Annotated in this window: 14 protein-coding genes; 8 read left to right on the top strand and 6 right to left on the bottom strand. The window is 36.5% G+C overall.

What is annotated here, in order from left to right:
• Window positions 1-8: 8 nt before the first annotated feature.
• The 3 genes from H5087_RS13775 to H5087_RS13785 form a co-directional block, all read right to left on the bottom strand.
• Complete coding sequence (locus H5087_RS13775) at window positions 9-389, bottom strand: BlaI/MecI/CopY family transcriptional regulator (protein ID WP_004586391.1); 381 nt, start codon at window positions 387-389, stop codon at window positions 9-11.
• Window positions 390-646: 257 nt separating this feature from the next.
• Window positions 647-1,918 carry an O-acetylhomoserine aminocarboxypropyltransferase/cysteine synthase family protein gene (locus tag H5087_RS13780; RefSeq protein ID WP_101162859.1) on the bottom strand — a complete coding sequence of 424 codons (1,272 nt, stop codon included), beginning with the start codon at window positions 1,916-1,918 and terminating at the stop codon, window positions 647-649.
• A gap of 310 nt (window positions 1,919-2,228) precedes the next feature.
• Window positions 2,229-4,748, bottom strand: coding sequence for a bifunctional diguanylate cyclase/phosphodiesterase (locus H5087_RS13785; RefSeq protein ID WP_220491574.1), 2,520 nt, complete (start codon window positions 4,746-4,748; stop codon window positions 2,229-2,231).
• Window positions 4,749-4,952: 204 nt separating this feature from the next.
• Between H5087_RS13785 and H5087_RS13790 the strand changes: the two genes are divergently transcribed.
• Both H5087_RS13790 and map read left to right on the top strand, forming a co-directional pair.
• Complete coding sequence (locus H5087_RS13790; RefSeq protein WP_024596935.1) at window positions 4,953-5,159, top strand: ParD-like family protein; 207 nt, start codon at window positions 4,953-4,955, stop codon at window positions 5,157-5,159.
• On the top strand, window positions 5,152-5,928 hold the full coding sequence (gene map / locus H5087_RS13795; RefSeq protein ID WP_182672386.1) for a type I methionyl aminopeptidase: 777 nt from the start codon (window positions 5,152-5,154) through the stop codon (window positions 5,926-5,928). Before H5087_RS13790 ends, map begins: the two co-directional genes overlap by 8 nt.
• A gap of 105 nt (window positions 5,929-6,033) precedes the next feature.
• On the opposite strand, the gene H5087_RS13800 is transcribed toward map, so the two are convergent.
• The 3 genes from H5087_RS13800 to H5087_RS13810 all read right to left on the bottom strand — a co-directional run bounded on the left by H5087_RS13800 (window position 6,034) and on the right by H5087_RS13810 (window position 12,362).
• The gene (locus H5087_RS13800) at window positions 6,034-8,205 is read right to left on the bottom strand and encodes a S46 family peptidase (protein WP_182672387.1); all 2,172 of its coding nucleotides are present in this window, start codon (window positions 8,203-8,205) and stop codon (window positions 6,034-6,036) included.
• Between the two features lie 98 nt (window positions 8,206-8,303).
• On the bottom strand, window positions 8,304-10,394 hold the full coding sequence (locus H5087_RS13805; RefSeq protein WP_182672388.1) for a bifunctional diguanylate cyclase/phosphodiesterase: 2,091 nt from the start codon (window positions 10,392-10,394) through the stop codon (window positions 8,304-8,306).
• 180 nt (window positions 10,395-10,574) lie between these two features.
• Entirely contained in the window at window positions 10,575-12,362 is a 1,788-nt protein-coding gene (locus H5087_RS13810; protein ID WP_182672389.1) for a M61 family metallopeptidase, read from the bottom strand.
• Window positions 12,363-12,566: 204 nt separating this feature from the next.
• Between H5087_RS13810 and H5087_RS13815 the strand changes: the two genes are divergently transcribed.
• From H5087_RS13815 to H5087_RS13840, 6 genes are all read left to right on the top strand, one after another.
• Entirely contained in the window at window positions 12,567-14,102 is a 1,536-nt protein-coding gene (locus H5087_RS13815; RefSeq protein WP_182672390.1) for a GGDEF domain-containing protein, read from the top strand.
• A 62-nt stretch (window positions 14,103-14,164) separates the two neighbouring features.
• Entirely contained in the window at window positions 14,165-15,508 is a 1,344-nt protein-coding gene (gene ppnN, locus H5087_RS13820; RefSeq protein WP_182672392.1) for a nucleotide 5'-monophosphate nucleosidase PpnN, read from the top strand.
• Window positions 15,509-15,518: 10 nt separating this feature from the next.
• A complete protein-coding gene (xni, locus tag H5087_RS13825) occupies window positions 15,519-16,292 on the top strand; it encodes a flap endonuclease Xni (protein WP_182672393.1) in 774 nt (257 codons plus the stop codon).
• Window positions 16,293-16,361: 69 nt separating this feature from the next.
• Window positions 16,362-16,745, top strand: coding sequence for a DUF3192 domain-containing protein (locus tag H5087_RS13830; RefSeq protein ID WP_182672401.1), 384 nt, complete (start codon window positions 16,362-16,364; stop codon window positions 16,743-16,745).
• 11 nt (window positions 16,746-16,756) lie between these two features.
• Window positions 16,757-18,445 carry a hypothetical protein gene (locus H5087_RS13835; protein ID WP_182672395.1) on the top strand — a complete coding sequence of 563 codons (1,689 nt, stop codon included), beginning with the start codon at window positions 16,757-16,759 and terminating at the stop codon, window positions 18,443-18,445.
• A 206-nt stretch (window positions 18,446-18,651) separates the two neighbouring features.
• Window positions 18,652-19,659 carry an isocitrate dehydrogenase gene (locus tag H5087_RS13840; protein ID WP_039487666.1) on the top strand — a complete coding sequence of 336 codons (1,008 nt, stop codon included), beginning with the start codon at window positions 18,652-18,654 and terminating at the stop codon, window positions 19,657-19,659.
• Window positions 19,660-19,918 lie beyond the last annotated feature (259 nt).

The following is a 19,918-nucleotide window of genomic DNA, read 5'->3' on the forward strand; positions in this document are numbered from 1 at the left end:
CCTCTCCTTTAATCTAACTTCTTATTTTTTAAAAGCGTTTGTAAATATTCTATATCTTCATCATTTAGCTTTTCTTCTTTGATAAAGTGGGCAATTAAACTACGAGAATTACCTTTAAAAAATCGTTGCATAAAACTAGGCATAGCTTGCCCCGATAATGTGTCTTGAGTCACGATTGTTCTAAAAACAATAGCTCGACCTTCATGTCCACAGCGCTCAATCGCCCCTTTGTGTTCTAACCTATCTACAATAGTTTTAACTGTTGTATAGGCTACTTTTTTATCTTTTTGCTTATCAGCTAAAAGCACTTTATGTAGTTGACTCGCGGTACAGGGTTCTTCCTGCCAGAGCAGCTGCATAATATCCATTTCAAAATCACTAAGTTTCATTGTCGCTCCTATTACTACACTTGTAGTGGTACTGTTACAAATGTAGTAGTAAGTAATCTTAGTGTCAATACAAAATTGACATATGAATGAAAAACAAACGATAGAAATATAAAATTCTTAAGGAGTTTTTATGAAAAAGGTATATAAAATAAGGGTGTATAGTTGTTAATTGGTTTTAGAAAAGCATAAAAAACGATAGTTTATTTTCAACTAACGCTTTTTATGCTTTAAAGTTTTTATGAAAGGTAGTGAGGTAACTATGCTTTATCGAGCGCTTGGCTTACATCGGCAATTATGTCAGCAATGTTTTCAATACCGACTGACAAACGGATTAAATCGCGACTTACACCCGCATTAGCAAGCTCTTCATCATTTAATTGGCGGTGTGTAGTTGACGCAGGATGGCACGCAAGCGACTTGGCATCGCCAATATTAACTAAGCGTAAAATCATGTTTAGCGCATCAATAAAACGAGTACCCGCTTCTAGGCCACCAGCAATACCAAAGCTTAAAATACCCGATGCTTTACCACTGGTAATTTTTTGGCTCATTTCGTTATACGGGCTTGATTTAAGCCCTGCGTAATTAACCCAAAGCACTTTTGGATGATTTTCTAAATACTCAGCTAGCTGCTGTGCATTTTCGCAGTGGCGATCCATTCTTAAGCCTAAGGTTTCAAGGCCAATTAAAATGTCAGATGCGTTTTTAGGCGCAAGTGCTGCGCCAGTATTTCTAAGTGGCACTACTCTACAACGTCCAATAAATGCAGCTTCAGCAAAAGCTTCTGTATAAACCACATTGTGATACGACGGATCGGGCTCGTTCATCATTGCAAAGCGCGTGGCATTCGCTTTCCAATCAAATTTACCTGAGTCGACAATCATCCCGCCAATAGCAGTACCGTGCCCGTTTATATACTTTGTAAGTGAGTGAACCACTATATCGGCGCCCAGCTCAAATGGGCGGCATAAATACGGCGTAGCCACGGTATTATCAACAATAAGCGGCACACCTTTGCTGTGTGCAATACGTGCTAAACGTTCAATATCAACAATATTACCTGCAGGATTACCAATAGATTCACAAAAAACAGCGCGGGTGTTGTCGTCAATTGCATTCTCGAACGCGGTAAAGTCATCGGCTTTAATCATGCGTGCTTCAATACCTTGCCTAGGTAGTGTATGAGCAAATAAGTTATACGTCCCACCATATACTTGGCTGGTGCTGACAATGTTAGTACCGACTTCACACAAACATTGAATAGCATACGTAATAGCAGCCATCCCAGAGGCAACAGCCAGCCCACCAATGCCCCCTTCCATCGCGGCAATACGTTGTTCAAGTACGGCATTGGTTGGGTTCATTATGCGGGTGTAAATATTTCCAGGTACTTTTAAATCGAATAAATCAGCGCCATGCTGCGTGTTGTCAAATGTATAAGAAGAAGTGTGATAAATAGGCACGGCTGCCGATTTGGTCGTAGGCTCAGATTCGTAACCGTGGTGCAGTGCTAATGACTCTAATTTCATAATTATTTCCTTCAATTAATTTACCACTAACCTAGCACTTCTTGGTTATAAAATGCACATGAAATATATTAAAGGGTGTTGAAGTGATTTGATTTAAGTTAAAGGCGGTTAATAGCTATGAGTTCAAGGATTATGTTCTTTTGAACTTTTTAGAAAAACCATATAAAAAAACTTTATATGGCTGTGTTCTTCCATTAGGTAGTAAGTTATTTTAAGGTTATATTTAATGAATTAGTATTAAGCACTAAATAAAACAAGCTTAATCGAAATATGTATTAGAAACTTTAGAGGACAACATAAATTACTAATATTATTTGTATTGTATGGCTCGAATATATTCAATAAGTTGGTCAACAGGAAGCGGCTGTGAGAAAAAGTATCCTTGAATCCTAATACCTTTATATCTAGATAAGTGTGTAATTAGCTTTTCATCTTCTACCCCCTCTACTACCACTTTTTTGCCTAAGTCATAACAAACTTTGATAATGGTATCTAAAAGCTTTCGTTCTTTCGTATCTTTATCCGCTCCAAGAGTAAACTCTCGATCAATTTTAATAATGTTCGCGGGCTGATTAGCAAGATATGACAAACTTGAAAAACCAGTCCCAAAATCGTCTATAGCAACATTCAAACCTGAATTAATTAATTCAAGTAATGTTTTCTCTATAGATGTCTTTTCTTGAAAGGAAGACTCAGTGACTTCAACAGTGAAATTTTTATATGTGATGTTATTTTGAGTAAGTAAATGGAGTAAGTCGATAGAAAAATTGTCTTTAATAATCTGCTTAGTTGAAAAATTAACTGCTACGGTTATATTTTGCAGTTGCGAATGTTTTTTTATATCGTGAAGGACTTGATTTAAAACTTGTTTACCTACTTGAACTATTTGACCCGTAGTTTCTGCTACAGGGATAAATTTTGCTGGAGAGATCCATTCACCGTTACAACACCACCTAACTAGCGCTTCAACACCTACAATTTGGTTCCCATTCAAGTTATGTATAGGTTGGTAGAACACTTCTAATTCGTTGTTCTTTAGAGCCGTGTGTAAATTATTTCGGATAATAATTTTTTCGCTGTGTTTATCATCCATTATTTGTTGATAAAAGTGTATTTGATTCCCTCCAAGCTCTGTAGATTTTTCAAGGGCTATATTTGCTTGCTGAAGGTTAAGCTTAAAATTAAATAATTCGGGGGTTTGATAAAATACCACTCCAGCACTTGCAGTAAGATTGAAGTCAAATGTGTCTATACAGTACGCTTTAGATAAATCGAGTATTAGAGCCTCAATTTTTTGCTCAAGGATAGCTGGTGTAGTATCTGTAAAATATAAAACAAAGCTATCGTTAATTCCCTTAGAAATTAGTACTCGGTTGTCAACATTTATACTTATTCTTTCAGAAGCTTTTTTCAAAATTTTATCACTGATTTCATAACCTAAAGAGTTATGTATCTCTTCATAAAAATCTAGTTTAACTATTACAGTTGCAAAATTACTATATCCTCTAACCGAGCTAAGCTGCAGAAACTCTTCTTCCAAAGCTTTCAATCTCAGTAAACCAGTTAATTCATCATGCTTTGTACTAAACTCTAAGGCTCTTGATGAATCAGCTACCAGTACAAAAATAAATATAAATAGAAACGTAAACCATAATATTAATTGATCAATTATGGTATCAATGTGTATTGCTTCATAGTCATTGATAAAGGTATAGACATTATGTTCAACTAAACCCATCACATTTATTTTTTCAGTGATAAAATGGTTATAACGGCTAGTTAGCTTGTTTAAATCAGACTGAGTTTTATTTTTATAGTCTACTGAAAAGTATACATTTGGAGTTAATTCTAAATATGTATCATACCGACTAAGATATTTTAAATAACTTTTCTCTAATAATAAGTTCATATCTAGTAAATTTAATATATAAAAACGACTTTGATTCGCAAGTTTAACAGGGGCTAAAAACATTAAAATTGGTATATCGGAGTCTAGAGTTAATGAGTTAGCTGCAAATTGGACTTCCTCTATATCTCTTTTAAGCCATAATTTTATTGTAGGTTTTTCTAGCATTCCATTTAAGTAAAAACTGCTAGAAAAATTATCGCCTGAAATATAATTTAATTCATTATCAAGAACTAAAACACCTTTGATTATATTATAATCACTAATGTAATTTTTTGAGTCTATATTAATTAGACGCATAAAATCTTCAAAACTAACTTTTTCTACTCTAGTCTTTATTCTAGCTAGAGCTTTTTTCTGTGAAGCCAAAGAGCGGTTTATCATTGTTTCTAATAAGTGTATTTTTTCTCTTGCATTAGCATCTTGGGTTCTGACTAGATTCAAAGATGACTGATGCCACACAGTTGAACCGATTAATACAACTATAAATACGACTAATTTTATTTTTTTCATTTCATTTATTTTTATATTTTTATGAAAAGCTTTGATAGTAATTGCTGAAAAACAAGTAAACATAAAAATGGCGTACAATGATAAAGTAAATGGCTTGTTATCAAGGCTTCCCAGATCGAAATTAACCTGCATATGAAATAAAAAAGAAAACTGAATAAATAGAAAACACAATGCAGCAACTGTAGCTATTGCGATGCAATACTTCTTTGCATATAGACTTACTTTTTTTATGGTTGCTAAAACGCCTGCAATTAACAGTGAAATTATTGCCGTCGTGGGGCTTATCACCTTCATTAATTCATACCCAGAAAAAGTAGATTCAACCATTCCTAGTGCAAAAATAATACAGTGAAAATACAAAATAGCGCTATATAAAATACTAGTCGCACTTCTTGTCACATTCAATCTCATATCATAACCCATTAAATTTATCAGCTGCCCCAATGCAGTTTAAAAGGATTGCTTATATAATTCAATGCAAACATAAAGTATTACTTATTAATCATTTTTCTTGTGAAGTGGCCGAGAAATACACTTTTGATTGTAAGACCTCCAAGTTGACATCCATGTTTTCACTATATACGATACATGCATAAATCATATACGGTATATATAATGGGAATAGTAAAAATATCAGACGGGCTGCATGAAGAAATTAGAAAATCGAGTAATATCATGTCCAGATCTATCAATTCACAAGCAGAGTTTTGGATTAAAATAGGCATGCTTGCTGAGTTAAATCCAACACTTACTTACCATGAAATAATTAAAAAACAACTTATAAAAGAAAAGCTTACTATTCAGGATCTTTTGCATGAGTAAAGCAACAATAAAGACTGATGCAGAAATTGAGCTCATGAGAGAATCAGGAAAGCTTTTAGCTCAGGTATTTAAAATGCTTGATGATTTTATTTGCGAGGGCATAACTACGTTAGATATAGACACTAAAGTAGAAAGCTATATTACCAATGTGTTACATGCTCGTCCTGCCAGTAAAGGCCAATATGGCTATCGGTATTCATTGAACTCATCAGTTAATGACGTAGTGTGCCATGGTGTACCCAATAATATTTATAAATTAAAAAACAAAGATATTTTAAATATTGATATTACCTTAGAGAAAAATGGTTATATCAGTGATTCAAGTAAAATGTATACTTTTGCAGCGACAAGCTCAGAAGCCAAACGATTGGTTAAAACGACTTATGATGCTATGTGGGAAGGTATTAAGGTGGTAAAGCCAAAAGTAACGCTTGGTGATATTGGCTATGCTATTCAAAAGCACGCTGAATCTTCTGGTTATAGTGTAGTACGTGAATATTGCGGTCATGGTATTGGTAAAGAAATGCATGAAGAGCCGCAAGTTTTGCATTATGGTAAACCTCATACAGGGTTAGTGCTTGAAGCAGGTATGACCTTTACTATAGAGCCTATGATCAACCAAGGTTCCAAGAAGGTAAAAACTAAAAAAGATGGATGGACAGTCGTAACAAAAGACAAGAAACTTTCTGCTCAGTGGGAACATACCGTTCTAGTAACAGAAACGGGCTTCGAAGTTTTAACACTTCGCGATGAAGAGAAGCGTGCTTAGCAAAACTAAGTTATGCTACTGACGTATACAAACCGTAACCCATTATGATTAATAAAAAAGGCGCTTCCTTTACGGTAAGCGCCCTTCTGTTATCTCACTAATTACTTATTTTACGATTGTCATTTCGTCTAACAAGTTTTGTGCATTATCTACTTTATCCATTACCCACAGCATGTAGCGTGAATCAACGTGGATTGAGCGATTAAGCTCAGGGTTGTAATCCCAGTCACCAATAATACTTTCGTAAACACCGTCAAACAGTAATCCAACAAGCTCTGCTTTACCGTTAAGTGTTGGCGAACCTGAGTTACCACCGGTAGTGTCTACATTTGATAAAAAGTTAACGGGTACTGTATTCATGCCGCCCGTGTAATCACCGTAAAGCTTGGCTTTAATTTGCTCTTGTAACTTTTTGGGTGCATTAAATGGTTCAACATCGGTGTTTTTAGCGAGTAATCCTTCAAGCGAGGTAAAGGGTGTTGCTACCAAGCCGTCTTGAGGTGAATAGCCGCCTACAGTGCCATAGGTTACTCGTAGTGTGCTGTTGGCATCGGCGTATACAGGTTTGTTTTTAGCTTTGTTAAACGCAATTATTGCGCTCATTAGCTCAGGGCGAGCCGCTTGTAATTTACCTGCAAGTGCTTTTGATTTATCTTCCTCTGCTTTCATTACTTTAAATATTGCTTTAGCGTACTGCACAAATGGGTCTTGGCTTTGATTTAGCTGGCTAAACGATTGTTCAAATAATGAATTGCGAACAGTGGCATTATCGAGTCTTGACTGCTCATACATGCTATCAAGTAACGCGCTTTGGGTTGCTTTATCAAACCCATTTTGTACTTTAAATACGTTATCAACCTCGCTAAAACGCTCTTCTTTTGGAAGTGCTGCATACAGTTCTAAAAAGTGCAGTAAAATAGCTTTGTCTACTTTGCTATCATAACGGCGCGTCATGCGCTCAAGCCCTGCTTTAATGCGAGGTAAGTCACGTTCTTGATAACCAGATTCACGTTCGCTATTTGGCTTTTGCTTTTCATAAGCTAAGCGGTATAAACGTCGTGCTGTGCTGATCATCTGTGAGCGATGTACATAACCTAACATTCGGTCGCGTTCACTGTGCTCTTGTGATTGTGCAATTAGCTCAGATAGCTCACCTAATACGCTTCCGTATTGCTCTTTACGCTCACCATCGCTATTGATCCATTGTGTTAACTCTTGCTCAAACTGTTTTTTGCGCTCAAGCATAGTGCCTTTTTTGAAGCTTTCGATCATCGAACCATAGTTTTTAATATAGTTGTTATAACCTGCAATGGTGCTTTCGTAAGCAATACGCGCTTTACTGCCGTCTTCTGAGTTTTCTTCAATAAGCGACACGTATTTTGAGTTATGAACGCGTGCTTTAGGGTAGCTGTCGTTAAATACGTTATCTACCTCTGTTGCTATACGGTAGCGGTTAGTACGCCCTGGGTAGCCTGTAACCATTACAAAGTCGCCTTCTTGCACGCCTTTGGCACTTACCTTTAGGTAAGAGTCTGGTACGTAAGGTACGTTGTCTTCGCTGTATTCTGCTGGTTTACCATCTTTGCCTACGTAAGCACGGTAAAAACCAAAGTCGCCAGTATGGCGCGGCCACATCCAGTTATCTATATCGCCACCGTAGTTACCTACGCCCATAGCCGGTGCATAAGATAAACGTACGTCTTTAATTTCAAGTGACTTAATTAGGTAAAACTCTAAGCCACCATGAAACGAATACACGTTACAACGATAGCTTTCGTCGGCTTCACACTGGGCTACTAGCGCTTTTTCGTTTTTTACTATTGCGTCGTAGCGTGCTTTACCGCTTAATTTTTCGATACCTTTATTAACTTTATCAGTCACATTAGTAACTGTTTCTGTGACGTATACGCGTGAACCCGGCGTTGCTGGTAAATCCTCAGCAGGACTTTTAGCTAAAAAGCCATTTTCTAAAATGTTGTTTTCAGGTGTTGAATTGTATTGCACCGAGCCATAAACACAGTGATGGTTTGACACAACTAAACCCTTAGGCGATACAAACGATGCTGTACAGCCACCTAGGCTAATTACCGCATTCATTGGGAATTCGGTTAATTTAGAAATAGATTCAACATCAATTTCAAGCCCTTTGGCTTTTAAAATTGATTCTAACTCAGGAAGTTGGTGTGGTTGCCACATGCCTTCGTCGGCTATGGCACTACTTGAAAGTGATAAAGAAAATGTGGCTACTAATGTAGCTACAAGAGGTTTTAAACGCATTATAGAATCCTTTTTATTTGTTTCTATAACAGGTTACTCGTCAGTAGCTAATGAGGTCAATAGCCGTGCAATGATTTGTTACAATCGAGTGTTAAATCTTACTTTTTATCAAAATTCATCGAAAAATCAAGAAACTGTTTTGCTGGTATTGGTTTGCTAAAGTAAAAACCTTGCATAAAATCACAGCCTAATTTGTTCAATAAAGTAAGCTGCTCTTTTGTTTCTACGCCTTCGGCTACCACTGTCAGTCCTAAGCTGTGCGACATGGCAATAATTGCCTTTACGAGATTACGGTCTTCATTGTTTAGTACAATACCATCAATAAAACTTCTATCTATTTTGAGTACATTAAACGGATACTCCCTCAAATAACTTAATGACGAATAACCCGTACCAAAGTCATCCATTGATAAGTTAATGCCTAATGCTGTTATTTCAGTCAATATATCAACAACATTAGTGTGGCAACTCATCAGCACTCCCTCAGTTATTTCAAGCTCTAAATGTTCGGGATTTACGTTTGCTTCACTTAGTGAGTTTTGAATAAAGCTGAGTAATCCCACGTCTCTAAATTGACGAGGTGATAAGTTAACGGCAATAGTGTATTGCTGTTTTCGTTTACAAGTACTTTGCCATGTGTTTAAAAAATCTAATGCTTGGCTAATTACAAACTTGCCAATCGGTACAATTAACCCTGTATTTTCGGCAATAGGTATAAACTCATCGGGTGTTACATTACCTAGCACAGGGTTATGCCAACGTAATAACGCTTCTGCACCAATGATGTGTTTATTTTTGGCGTCAAATTGGGGCTGGTAGTATAACTCAAATTCGTCACGCTCAAGGGCGCCACGCATCTGCTCTTCTATTACGAGTCGGCGCTGAATAATTACGTTCATCTTTTTAGTAAAAAATGAATAAGTATTACGACCATATGATTTTGCTTGATACATTGCAGTGTCAGCGTTTCTTAATAAATCAGCAACGGTTGTACCATTTTCTGGGTATATGGCTACACCAATACTTGCTGTTAGTATGTGTTCTCGGCCTTCAATTTTAAAAGGGGCCCTAAAATTATTGAGCAGTTTTTCAGTGATTTTTAGCGCAGCATGATGATCAGTTATACCTCGTAATAATACAATAAACTCATCTCCACCTAGGCGCCCTACCGTGTCTTCTTTTCGCAGTGCATCTTGTAGCCTTTGCGCTGATTCAATTAAAAGTTTGTCTCCTGTTTCATGGCCTAATGAATCATTTATTTTTTTAAAGTCATCTAAGTCCAAAAACAGTACCGCAGCTTTTTCGTTATTTCTTTTTGCTTCAATAAGTAATTGCGACAAACGATCTAGTGCTAAAAAACGATTTGGAAGCGAAGTTAAACTATCGTAATACGCTTGATGTCTAATTAGTTCATCTGATTTATGCTGTTCTGTAATATCTCGAATAATAACCATTAACTGGTTATGTTCTGTTATTTTATTTATTCTTGCTTCAAAATAAACGAGCCCATGAGGCAAGGTCAACTCGTAATTAAAGCTCATCATCTGCTCTTTTTCTAATACGAGGCTGATATAAGTTTCAAATTTTTTGGCTACATCGCGAGGGAGTACATCCCCCATTTTTTTACCAATAAACAGCTTTGGCTTGGTGTAAAGGTCGGTCTCATTACTGGCATGATACTCAATAATAGTTCCATCATTTTCCATCAAGAAAAATAAGTCAGGAATTGCCCCAAAAATAGTTTTTAGCATATGCTCATTAAATGACGCATCTGCCTGTGCCTTTTTAACCTCAGATAAATCAATATCAATACAGTACATTTGCTTTGTATTATATTGATTTGTAAACATAACATGGCTAGAAAAAACGGATACATCATTTCCATTCTTGTCTTGTAAAATAATTTCAGATGCTGGAATTTCTATGTCTTTTTCTACCCAGTCACTATGCGCATTAATAACTAACTCACACATTGGCTCTGGAATTATAAGGTCTTCTATTTTTTGTCCTATGGCTTCTTCTTTGGTATATCCATAAAGTAGCTCACTGCCTTCATTCCAATAAATAACACGACGCTCATTGTCATAACCTTGAACAGAAATAACATTTACCGCATCAAACAACTGATGCAAATAGTCGTTAATTACAAATTGATGGGTTAAGTTTGAAGTCGGGTTATCTAATTTCATTTTAAGGCTATATCCATAAATAATTTTATTTAATAATAGGAAAATACTAAATAATAATTAAATTTAATTTTAATATTAAATCTCCATGTACATTTTATACGTCATTATGCAAAACAAAAAAAGAGCCGAAGCTCTTTTTTAATAATCGTTAACTATATTCAAACGCTATAAAAACTGAATTTATTTTTTTGTCACATCATTTGGATGTTCCACGCCAATCCATGCTTTAAATAGTGCTTTTTGCTCAGGCGTTGCCTCTTTATCAGCAACTACTTTTTTAGGCTTATCGAAATCTTCTGATAATACTAATGTTAAGCTTTCAAGTGCATCGCGACGAAGATAGTCAACGGTTACTTTATCGCCTGCCTTAAACGTTTCTAGGCTAGTTTTTAAATCTTTACCTACGTGATGTTTGTTTATAGCGACAATTTTATCATCGGTAGTTAAACCCGCTTTCCACGCACTGCCACCACGGCGTACATAACTTAACGTCAGTAACTCGCCCGTATTTTTAGCGGTAGCGTCAATACTTGCAAGCGCTTTTGCTTTATCAGGGCGCTCAAATTTTAAACCTACTTTAGTAAGTAAGTCGTCAAAGTTAATACTTGCAGGCGACTCAACATTTTCTTGCCACCAGCTTGAATAATCACGCCCTGTTAAATCTTTTAAAATATTAAGTACATCTGTATCTGTAAATCCTGCTGGCATTTTATGATTGTTATAAAGTGCTTTGTGTACGTCGCGGTAGCTTATTTTACCTTGGCTTTTTTCTAGCAAATCGATATCTAAGGCAAGTGAAAGTAACGAACCTTCTGAGTAAATATTAGTGCTGTAGTTACGTGCGTGATCGCCACCTTGATTAATCCATTTATCAAAGCTTGTTTCGCTTGCGCTTTGTACTTCACGGCCCGGTGTTTGCAAATGACGATTAATTGTTTTACTCATCACTTTAAAAAATTCATCCGTTGTTTGAATGCCTGAGCGCACTAATAAATGATCTTCAAAATAACTTGTTGAACCCTCTGCAATCCAAAGCAGTTTAGAGTAATTCATATTAGTGTAATCGTATGGCACTAAACCTTGAGGGCGATATGCTTTTACATTCCATGTATGAATAAATTCGTGTGCGGCTGTGCTAATAAAACCTAAGTAATCTTCGCGACTACCAAATCGGTCACGTGGACGTTGAATAATTGTTGAGTTTAGATGCTCTGTTGCACCACCAGCACCTGATGTTGCATGCACCATAAATACATAACGTTCATACGGGTAGTCATCCCAAATTACATTACCCGTGGCAACTAATTTTTTAAGATCTGTAAGCATTAGATCTACATCGTAGTTACCATCGCCCCAAACAACTAAGTCGTATTCACGCCGTTCTACTTCAAATGTGTGTAGTTGGTTAATACCCGTTTCGATTGGTGAATCAACAAGTACGTCGTAATCGGCAGCTTTAAATGAGTTTTTGCCTTTTAAATTGTCCATACCCGATACAGAACGCCACTTTTTAGGTACGTCTAAATTAACGGTTACAGGCTCTTGTCGAAACGAGTCACTGAACATAAAAAAGCCTGACGCATCTATAAATGCGTGGCTGTCGTCAATGTGGCGAGCACGTTTACCAAGCTCATTTGCATACACTTGGTAGTCAACATTAACTTCTGTAGGTTCATTAAGATGTACACGCCATGTACTGTGATCTATTTTTTCCCATTTTAGTTCTTTGCCATCTTCATCTTTGGCTTTGAAGTAGCGAATGCCATTTGCAAGGTTTAACATTTCGTAGCGACCCGTGCGCCACGCAGGAAGTTTTATATCAAGGTGTGCTTGCGCTGTTTTTGGAAATTCAACACTTACATCACCTAAATGATGCTGTGGCTGCGAAATTTCTAAAGAATAATTTACATCGGCAAATACAGGTGCAGAACATGCAGCTAAAATTGAAAGGGCTAATAACTTTTTCATAGAGACTCTTAGTGGAAACTTAATTGCTTACAAGACTAACAAGCCCCTATTTAAAAGTGAATTAAATACGATAAATGACCCTATATACGAGTTTATAAGTAGTAGCTTATTAAAATTTCTAAGTTTTTTACTAGATAACTACACATAATAAAAATTTGTTGTAAACTGAAGATAATGAAATTAATTTGATGGCGGTATGCTTAGGTGTCACAAAGATCTAACGCAACAGATAAAAAGCTAAAACAAGCAATTGATGCGCGTATGGCTGTTGAGAGTGCTCGTAAACATCAAGTAGATGTTCTATGTGACTTTACAGCTAAACTATCGTTGAGCTGTAAAGGACTAGATATCGAGTTAGATAATCGCCTCGCCAAATTTAGAAGTGCGCTTAATAAAGGCATGAGTTTTGAAAACCTTGCTCCCCTTATTAGTGAAACTTTAGTCCTACTTAAAAACCAAGAATCGATTCAACAAGCTCAGCAACGTAATTTATTCAACAGTGTGCAAAGTGCCGGTAAACAATTGCAAAAAACCAAAGGTTTACCTGACGATACTCGTAGAACTCTAAGAAATTTACTCGATCACGAGATTAATAACGTTCATTCAACTCATGGTTACATTCCGCTACTTGATCAACTTATTAGCTTTTATCATGAAGCGTTGCTTACCAAACAAGACCCTCAAGTTGATCAGCAGCGCCCAATAAAACAGGCGCGTGCAAAAAAACTGCTTGAGCTCGCAAATGAACTTATACTTGAAGAAGAAGCTACGCTACAAATTAATAAAATAAAAAATAATATTACAGAAAGTGACTCAATCGATTCATTACTCGATGTTGCAATTAGTATTATTGATGTAGTGGTAAAAAATATAAGTAAAGAGCGTAAATCCGCTCAAAGCTTTTTAGTTTCATTAAATCAAACCCTTGAAGATCTTCATAACTCTATAGTCTCAACTAGCAAGCACTCTGAGTCTATGGAAGTTGAGTTTGACTCACTTAATAAAAGCATTGAACTAAAAATCAAAAATCTTAATGAGCAAACGCAAAAAGCTACATCAATCTCATCTTTAAAAGAACTCGTAGATAACGAATTAAAATCAATAAGCGAAGATTTTATAGCAAAAGAAAAGTTAGAACGAAAAGACAGAGAAATGCTTAGCGCAAGCTTTAATGAAATAAATACCCGAATTGTTACTTTAGAAGATAAGTTAACAACTTATAAAAAACGCTTAAACGAACAGCGCTTTAAAAGCTTACTAGATGGGCTTACAAAACTGCCTAACCGGGCTGCATTTGACGAACGTTACAATCACGAAATGCATTTGTTTAATGTGCAGCCATCAGATGTTACGCTTGCAGTTATTGATGTTGACCACTTTAAATCTATCAATGATAGATTTGGCCACACTGCAGGTGATATTACCTTACAAGTTATATCAAAAGCGTTGCAAAAATCGGTAAGAAAGTCTGATTTTATAGCGCGTTATGGCGGTGAAGAATTTGTACTATTAATGCCAGGTGTGTCGCTAGAAAACGCAACATTACCCCTGGATAAAGTAAGAAAGGTAATAAAAAATATACCTTTTAAATTTAGAGAAAAACAAATTGAGATCACTATTTCGGTAGGTGCAACTCAATTTAAGAAAGGCGATACCCTATTAAAGGCATTTGATAGAGCTGATGATGCACTTTACGAAGCCAAAAATTCAGGGCGAGATAGACTTTGTACCAGTAAATAATGTCATAGCTATTATAACTTTTATGACAAGTAGTTTTACGATTTAGTAGTAGGAGCACGTCTATGTTAATACAGTTAAACCCAACTGGGGTTTTAGATTTACTGTCGCAATTAGAAGTTGATTTATTAGAGCAATCGTCTGCTAGTGAGCGTTATAAATTATTTAGAAACTGCGTACTTGCAGTCCTCAATGTAGGTAGCCATACCGACGACAGTAACGATATATACGACAAATACAAAGATTTTGATATTCGTTTAGTAAGCCGCGAACGAGGTATTAAAATTGAGCTTGAAAACCCACCCGAAACCGCATTTGTTGATGGCGAAATAATTACCGGTATTCACGAACATATATTTTCTGTTATTCGTGATATTTTGTTTATTTGTCAAAAATACGAAAAAGATTTAAAAGAGCAAAAAGCCATAACCCATATGGTGTTCGATATGCTCAGAAATGCAGGTGCACTGCGTGTTAAAAGCGAGCCTAACATGGTTGTTTGCTGGGGCGGACATTCAATAAACGAGGTTGAATATAAGTACACAAAACAAGTAGGTTACGAACTTGGTTTACGTGGATTAAATATTTGTACCGGTTGTGGTCCTGGTGCCATGAAAGGCCCAATGAAAGGCGCAACTATTGGCCACGCAAAGCAACGTAACACCGATAATCGCTACTTAGGTTTAACAGAGCCAAGCATTATTGCTGCCGAGCCACCAAATCCTATTGTAAACGAACTCGTTATTTTACCTGATATTGAAAAACGCCTTGAAGCTTTTATTAGAACAGCTCACGCAATTATCATTTTTCCTGGTGGCGCAGGTACTGCTGAAGAGTTGTTATATTTATTAGGCATATTGTTGCACCCTGATAATACTAAACAATGTTTACCTGTTATTTTAACTGGCCCCAAACAAAGCGAGGCGTACTTTAAAGAGCTATGCGAGTTCGTTGAAATGACACTTGGTAAGGAAGCGTTGGATAAGTTTGAAGTAATTATTGATAATCCTGAATTAGTCGGTCAAAAACTAAAGTCATCGATGGCTAATGTTCGTGATTACCGTAAAAGTGAAGGTGATGCCTACTACTTTAACTGGACATTAAAAATAGATAACGACTTTCAACAACCTTTTGCACCAACACATGAAAATATGGCAAGTCTAGATTTACACCTTGATCAGCCTAAACAGCTACTCGCGGCTAATTTGCGTAGAGCTTTCTCTGGTATTGTTGCTGGTAATGTAAAAGACGAAGGCGTTAGAGCCATTAAACTAAACGGTCCATACATTTTAAGTGGCGAACCTGCCCTTATGACAAATATGGATAAATTATTACAGGCATTTGTTCTTCAAGGTCGCATGAAGCTCCCTGGTAGTAAATATGTTCCATGTTACAAAATAAAAGCATGAGTTTTATAGTTTGAAACCCCATTTACTTCTTATTGATGCGCTTAATTTAATTAGGCGCATTTACGCCGTTGACGCAAATCAAAAACATCATAGCGACGAGCAAATGATACAAACGTGCTGTGCACGTGTAGCCCACGCCTGTAAAAAGCTTTTAGATACGAGTAATGCATCCCATGCCATTGCTGTGTTCGATGGTGACAAAAGCTGGCGTTATCATTTTTATAAAGACTACAAACATTCACGCGCGCCAATGCCCCAAGTATTAAAAGATGCTCTATTGCATTTTAAAGCCGCAATTGAAGAAACAGGTATTGTAGTATTTGAGCCTATTAACGATGAAGCTGATGATATTATTGCAACGCTTGCCTTTAAGGCATCAAATAATCAAATAACGAGCACTGTTGTTTCTACTGATAAAGGCTTTTTACCTTATATTGGCCCTTACATTACAGTTTACGATTACTTTAAAAAGCTCTATCTAGATGAGACAAGTATAAAAGAGCGTTTTGGTGTTGAGCAAAATAAACTCGTTGATTTTTGGGCATTAGCGGGCGATAAAACAAATGATATTCCGGGAGTTAAAGGAATAGGTACTAAATCTGCGCAGCAAATAGTTAATAACTATAACTCAATTGAACAAGCAGCCGAAGATGAGTCTCTAAGCCCGAGTATTAAAGCAAAGTTAGCCGCTAATATGGATATGTACGTAATTTCAAAGCACTTGGTTAGTTTACGCACCGATATAAATTTAGGTTTTAGTTTAAAGCAGTTAAGACTTAATTAGTCGCAAGTTAATAGCCTCTAAACATTACAAAACGTATACTGATATTAGTTACCGGAGTCAGAGTAAGCCATATTGAAAAAATTTATCCGATATTTAATTTTAGGTTTAGGGCTATATGCACTGATAGCTGCATTGGTGATTACCTTTTATAAAGACGATCCTCAAGCTATGATTTGGCAAGACCGAGAGGCTTTCAATAAACGTTACATCGAAAAACTATCACTTGAGAAGCCAACAACACTAAATAGTGTTCTTGATTACTTAGGCAGCCCCGATCTTACTTATGCCAAACGAGATGGTGAACAAGTATTTCAGATAGTTTTTTATCGTACACAACATAAAACATCTGACGGTATTACCACTATGGATGAATGTACTGGCCTATTATTTAAAAATGGGCAGCTGTTTTTATGGGGCCCGAGTGCATACAATAAATACCAAGAACAAAATTAGGTGAAGGTTTAATGGATGAAGCTGTTTCAACTACCTTAGAGCAGCTGCTTAATAATACGCAGCTGTTTTTAAGTTATTATAACAATAAACAAAAATGGACAGCTCTATATCCAATGGCAAGTAAGCTAGCTGAGCAATATAGATTGCTCTACAGCAAACAGCCACTCGCATTACAATCCCGATTAACGCTTTATAATCCAAGTTATTCTTATGCAACAAATTTAGTTGTTAGTCAGAGCGTCATAACTGCCGCACTGTGTAAGTCTCAAAATTATAATAGTGCCTTAAGTGAGCTATACATAGCCGCTACTCTCATTGAACATTTATGTGTTGGAGCGCAATTAAACAAGCTTTGCGAGCAAACACCTTTTCAAGATTCTGATAAAAAAATTTGGAAAATGCGTCATCAGTTAGCAGCAAAAGTAATGTTAGCTAGTGGCGATTCAGCCAAACCTGTTACGCAGTTACTAGCTAAATTAAATAAATATAAACAAGCATTGGTAAGTGCTCCTAAAATAATGCTTTACGATGGGGGCATAACGCTGATTGCTCTAGCAAATATTATTAGCATGAACATTACGAGCAATACGGCTAATAAACATATTAGCTTATATAAAGCACTTACCGATTTGTACATTCGCACACCTAACTTGTTCGCACTGCAATTAATTAAATCACTAATAGCGCATTTAGGGCCATTATTACCGGGAAGCCGCGTTTTATACGCTGAGCAAACCATGATTTATTTAGCAACTGATGCACAACAACGGCATGTTTTAATTAGTACAGAAAATCCAAATAAATTAACCTGGCACAGAGTAAAAGCAACGCTTAACGATAATCCAAAACAATGGCATTGCACTGATAAAACCATTAGCTTCAAAGTATTTAACAGTGAACATGTAAAACCACAAAGTGAGCTTGAGGTTGATAAGGCACAATCTTTACTTGAGCTAATAAGTAATATTAAGTTACAGCACGAATACAGCTATAAAGGATTAAGCCTGCTAATGGCGCCTCACCCTCTCGTAATTGCTAATTTATGCGAGGCTGTAAAACCATATAATAAAGAACACCAGCCCGCAAAAGACTTAAAACATAGTTTATCGATGGTCGGTTATTATAATGCACCTGCAATAATTCAACGGGTTGTTTTTGAACAATTAGTTAATGTTACCCCACATCCATTGCAAGCCTACGTGACTAACAGATTAAATGGATTAGTAAAAATAATGGCTTTATTGGTTAGTAAAAATGATCACGACCAGTTTGAGCACATCACTTTACCTTTATACGCTTACGCCCATTTTTTATTAACGCAATCCAGTACACAGCTTTCTCGTAAAACGCTGATTGACGACACACCAAATAAAACATTGAGTGCCCCTATTTGCTCATTTTTTGGGGTAAGTTCAATTAACACCGAACAACTAACACAACAGCTTACTCATTTATTGAGTGACAACCCATGGACTGCAGCACTCTTAGAAGCAGAGCAAACACCTAAAAAGCACTTAACTGAGGCCCATAAACTTTGGATCTCACTTAAGATTGTTGCTCAAAATGTGTTTAAACCTGAACTTTCGCTAACTCCGTGGCAGCAGCAAACGTTAAATGAACAGCTAAAAATACTCAAGTGGCATAACCAAGCTGATTTTTATCAACAATTAGAATCTCTTGAGTTGTTTAATAGTATTTAGTTTATTAGAAGCTATTTTATGTCTTTATACCCATTATAATTTTCGTGTATACCCAGTATTTTTTGTATAAACTAGCAAAATGGGTGATAAATTGGTATAAATGCGCCCTTAAATTTTCAAGCACGTTCACATAAATGTTCTAACAAGCGGTTACTCTCTCAGAGTAATAATTTATGTGCAAATCAAACTCTTTAAAGGAAAAGTCAATGGCCAAACAAACCATCACAGTGATCAAAGGCGACGGCATCGGTCCGAGCATTATCGACTCAGCACTTGAAATATTAAAAGCCGCAGGTTGCGACTTTGATTATGAATTTGTTGATGCTGGCCTAGCTGCACTTGAAAAAACAGGTGAGTTATTACCGCAAGAAACAGTTGATACAATTGCTAAAAACAAAATCACTCTTAAAGGCCCATTAACTACGCCTGTAGGTGAAGGTTTTACATCTATTAACGTAACACTTCGTAAGCAATTTGGTTTATACGCTAACGTACGTCCAGTTAAATCATTTGTTGGTACTAAAGCACGTTACGACGATATTGATATCATTACTATTCGTGAAAACACGCAAGGTATGTACTCAGGTGCTGGCCAAGTAGTAAGTGAAGACGGTAATGAAGCAGAAGCAAAATCGATAATTACGCGTGAAGGCGCAGAAAAAATCGTAACTTTTGCATACGAGCTAGCGGTACGCGAAGGTCGTAAAAAAGTAACTGCAGTTCATAAAGCTAACATTTTAAAATCAACATCTGGTTTGTTTTTAAAAGTAGCACGTGAAGTAGCTGAGCGTTACCCACAAATTGAATCAAATGAAATGATTGTTGATGCAACATGTATGAAGCTGGTAATGACACCTGAAGAGTTTGACGTAATTGTTACGACTAACTTATTTGGTGATATTTTATCTGACCTTTGTGCTGGTTTAGTTGGCGGTTTAGGTATGGCACCTGGTGCTAACATTGGTGAAGATGCAGCAATTTTTGAAGCTGTACATGGTAGTGCGCCTGATATTGCTGGCAAAAACCTAGCTAACCCAACATCTGTAATTTTAGCATCTATTCAAATGCTTGAGCATTTAAATATGGGCGATACTGCAGAGCGTATTCGTAGTGCTGTTGCTGATGTAATTAAATCAGGCGACCGTACAACTCGCGATTTAGGTGGCAGCCACGGTACAACTGATTTCACTCAATCAGTAATTGACCGTTTATAATTAATATTTGTTATTGATTTAAATAGCCCGCTAATTTAGCGGGCTTTTTTGTGTTTGCTAACTACGTTTACTACCTAGTGTATTTATGCAAGTTATACCAATTCGCTTAATTAAGTGATCTATTTTGAGGATGAAAAAACGTGTTGATAGCTAGGCAAAAAATTCGCTATTTAGTTGTTCTCGGCAATTGCTCCTGCATTGCTCTACCTTCTGCATCCATGCAGTCGTAAATGAGAATTTTTTAACACAGGTAGCGACA

Source organism: Pseudoalteromonas sp. SR43-7 (assembly GCF_014163785.1).
GTDB lineage: Bacteria > Pseudomonadota > Gammaproteobacteria > Enterobacterales > Alteromonadaceae > Pseudoalteromonas > Pseudoalteromonas distincta.

Coding starts and splice junctions, on each gene's coding strand:
- H5087_RS13775 (WP_004586391.1), bottom strand. CDS start 389: ATGAAACTTAGTGATTTTGAAATGGATATTATGCAGCTGCTCTGGCAG.
- H5087_RS13780 (WP_101162859.1), bottom strand. CDS start 1,918: ATGAAATTAGAGTCATTAGCACTGCACCACGGTTACGAATCTGAGCCT.
- H5087_RS13785 (WP_220491574.1), bottom strand. CDS start 4,748: ATGAGATTGAATGTGACAAGAAGTGCGACTAGTATTTTATATAGCGCT.
- H5087_RS13790 (WP_024596935.1), top strand. CDS start 4,953: ATGGGAATAGTAAAAATATCAGACGGGCTGCATGAAGAAATTAGAAAA.
- map (WP_182672386.1), top strand. CDS start 5,152: ATGAGTAAAGCAACAATAAAGACTGATGCAGAAATTGAGCTCATGAGA.
- H5087_RS13800 (WP_182672387.1), bottom strand. CDS start 8,205: ATGCGTTTAAAACCTCTTGTAGCTACATTAGTAGCCACATTTTCTTTA.
- H5087_RS13805 (WP_182672388.1), bottom strand. CDS start 10,394: ATGAAATTAGATAACCCGACTTCAAACTTAACCCATCAATTTGTAATT.
- H5087_RS13810 (WP_182672389.1), bottom strand. CDS start 12,362: ATGAAAAAGTTATTAGCCCTTTCAATTTTAGCTGCATGTTCTGCACCT.
- ppnN (WP_182672392.1), top strand. CDS start 14,165: ATGTTAATACAGTTAAACCCAACTGGGGTTTTAGATTTACTGTCGCAA.
- H5087_RS13835 (WP_182672395.1), top strand. CDS start 16,757: ATGGATGAAGCTGTTTCAACTACCTTAGAGCAGCTGCTTAATAATACG.
- H5087_RS13840 (WP_039487666.1), top strand. CDS start 18,652: ATGGCCAAACAAACCATCACAGTGATCAAAGGCGACGGCATCGGTCCG.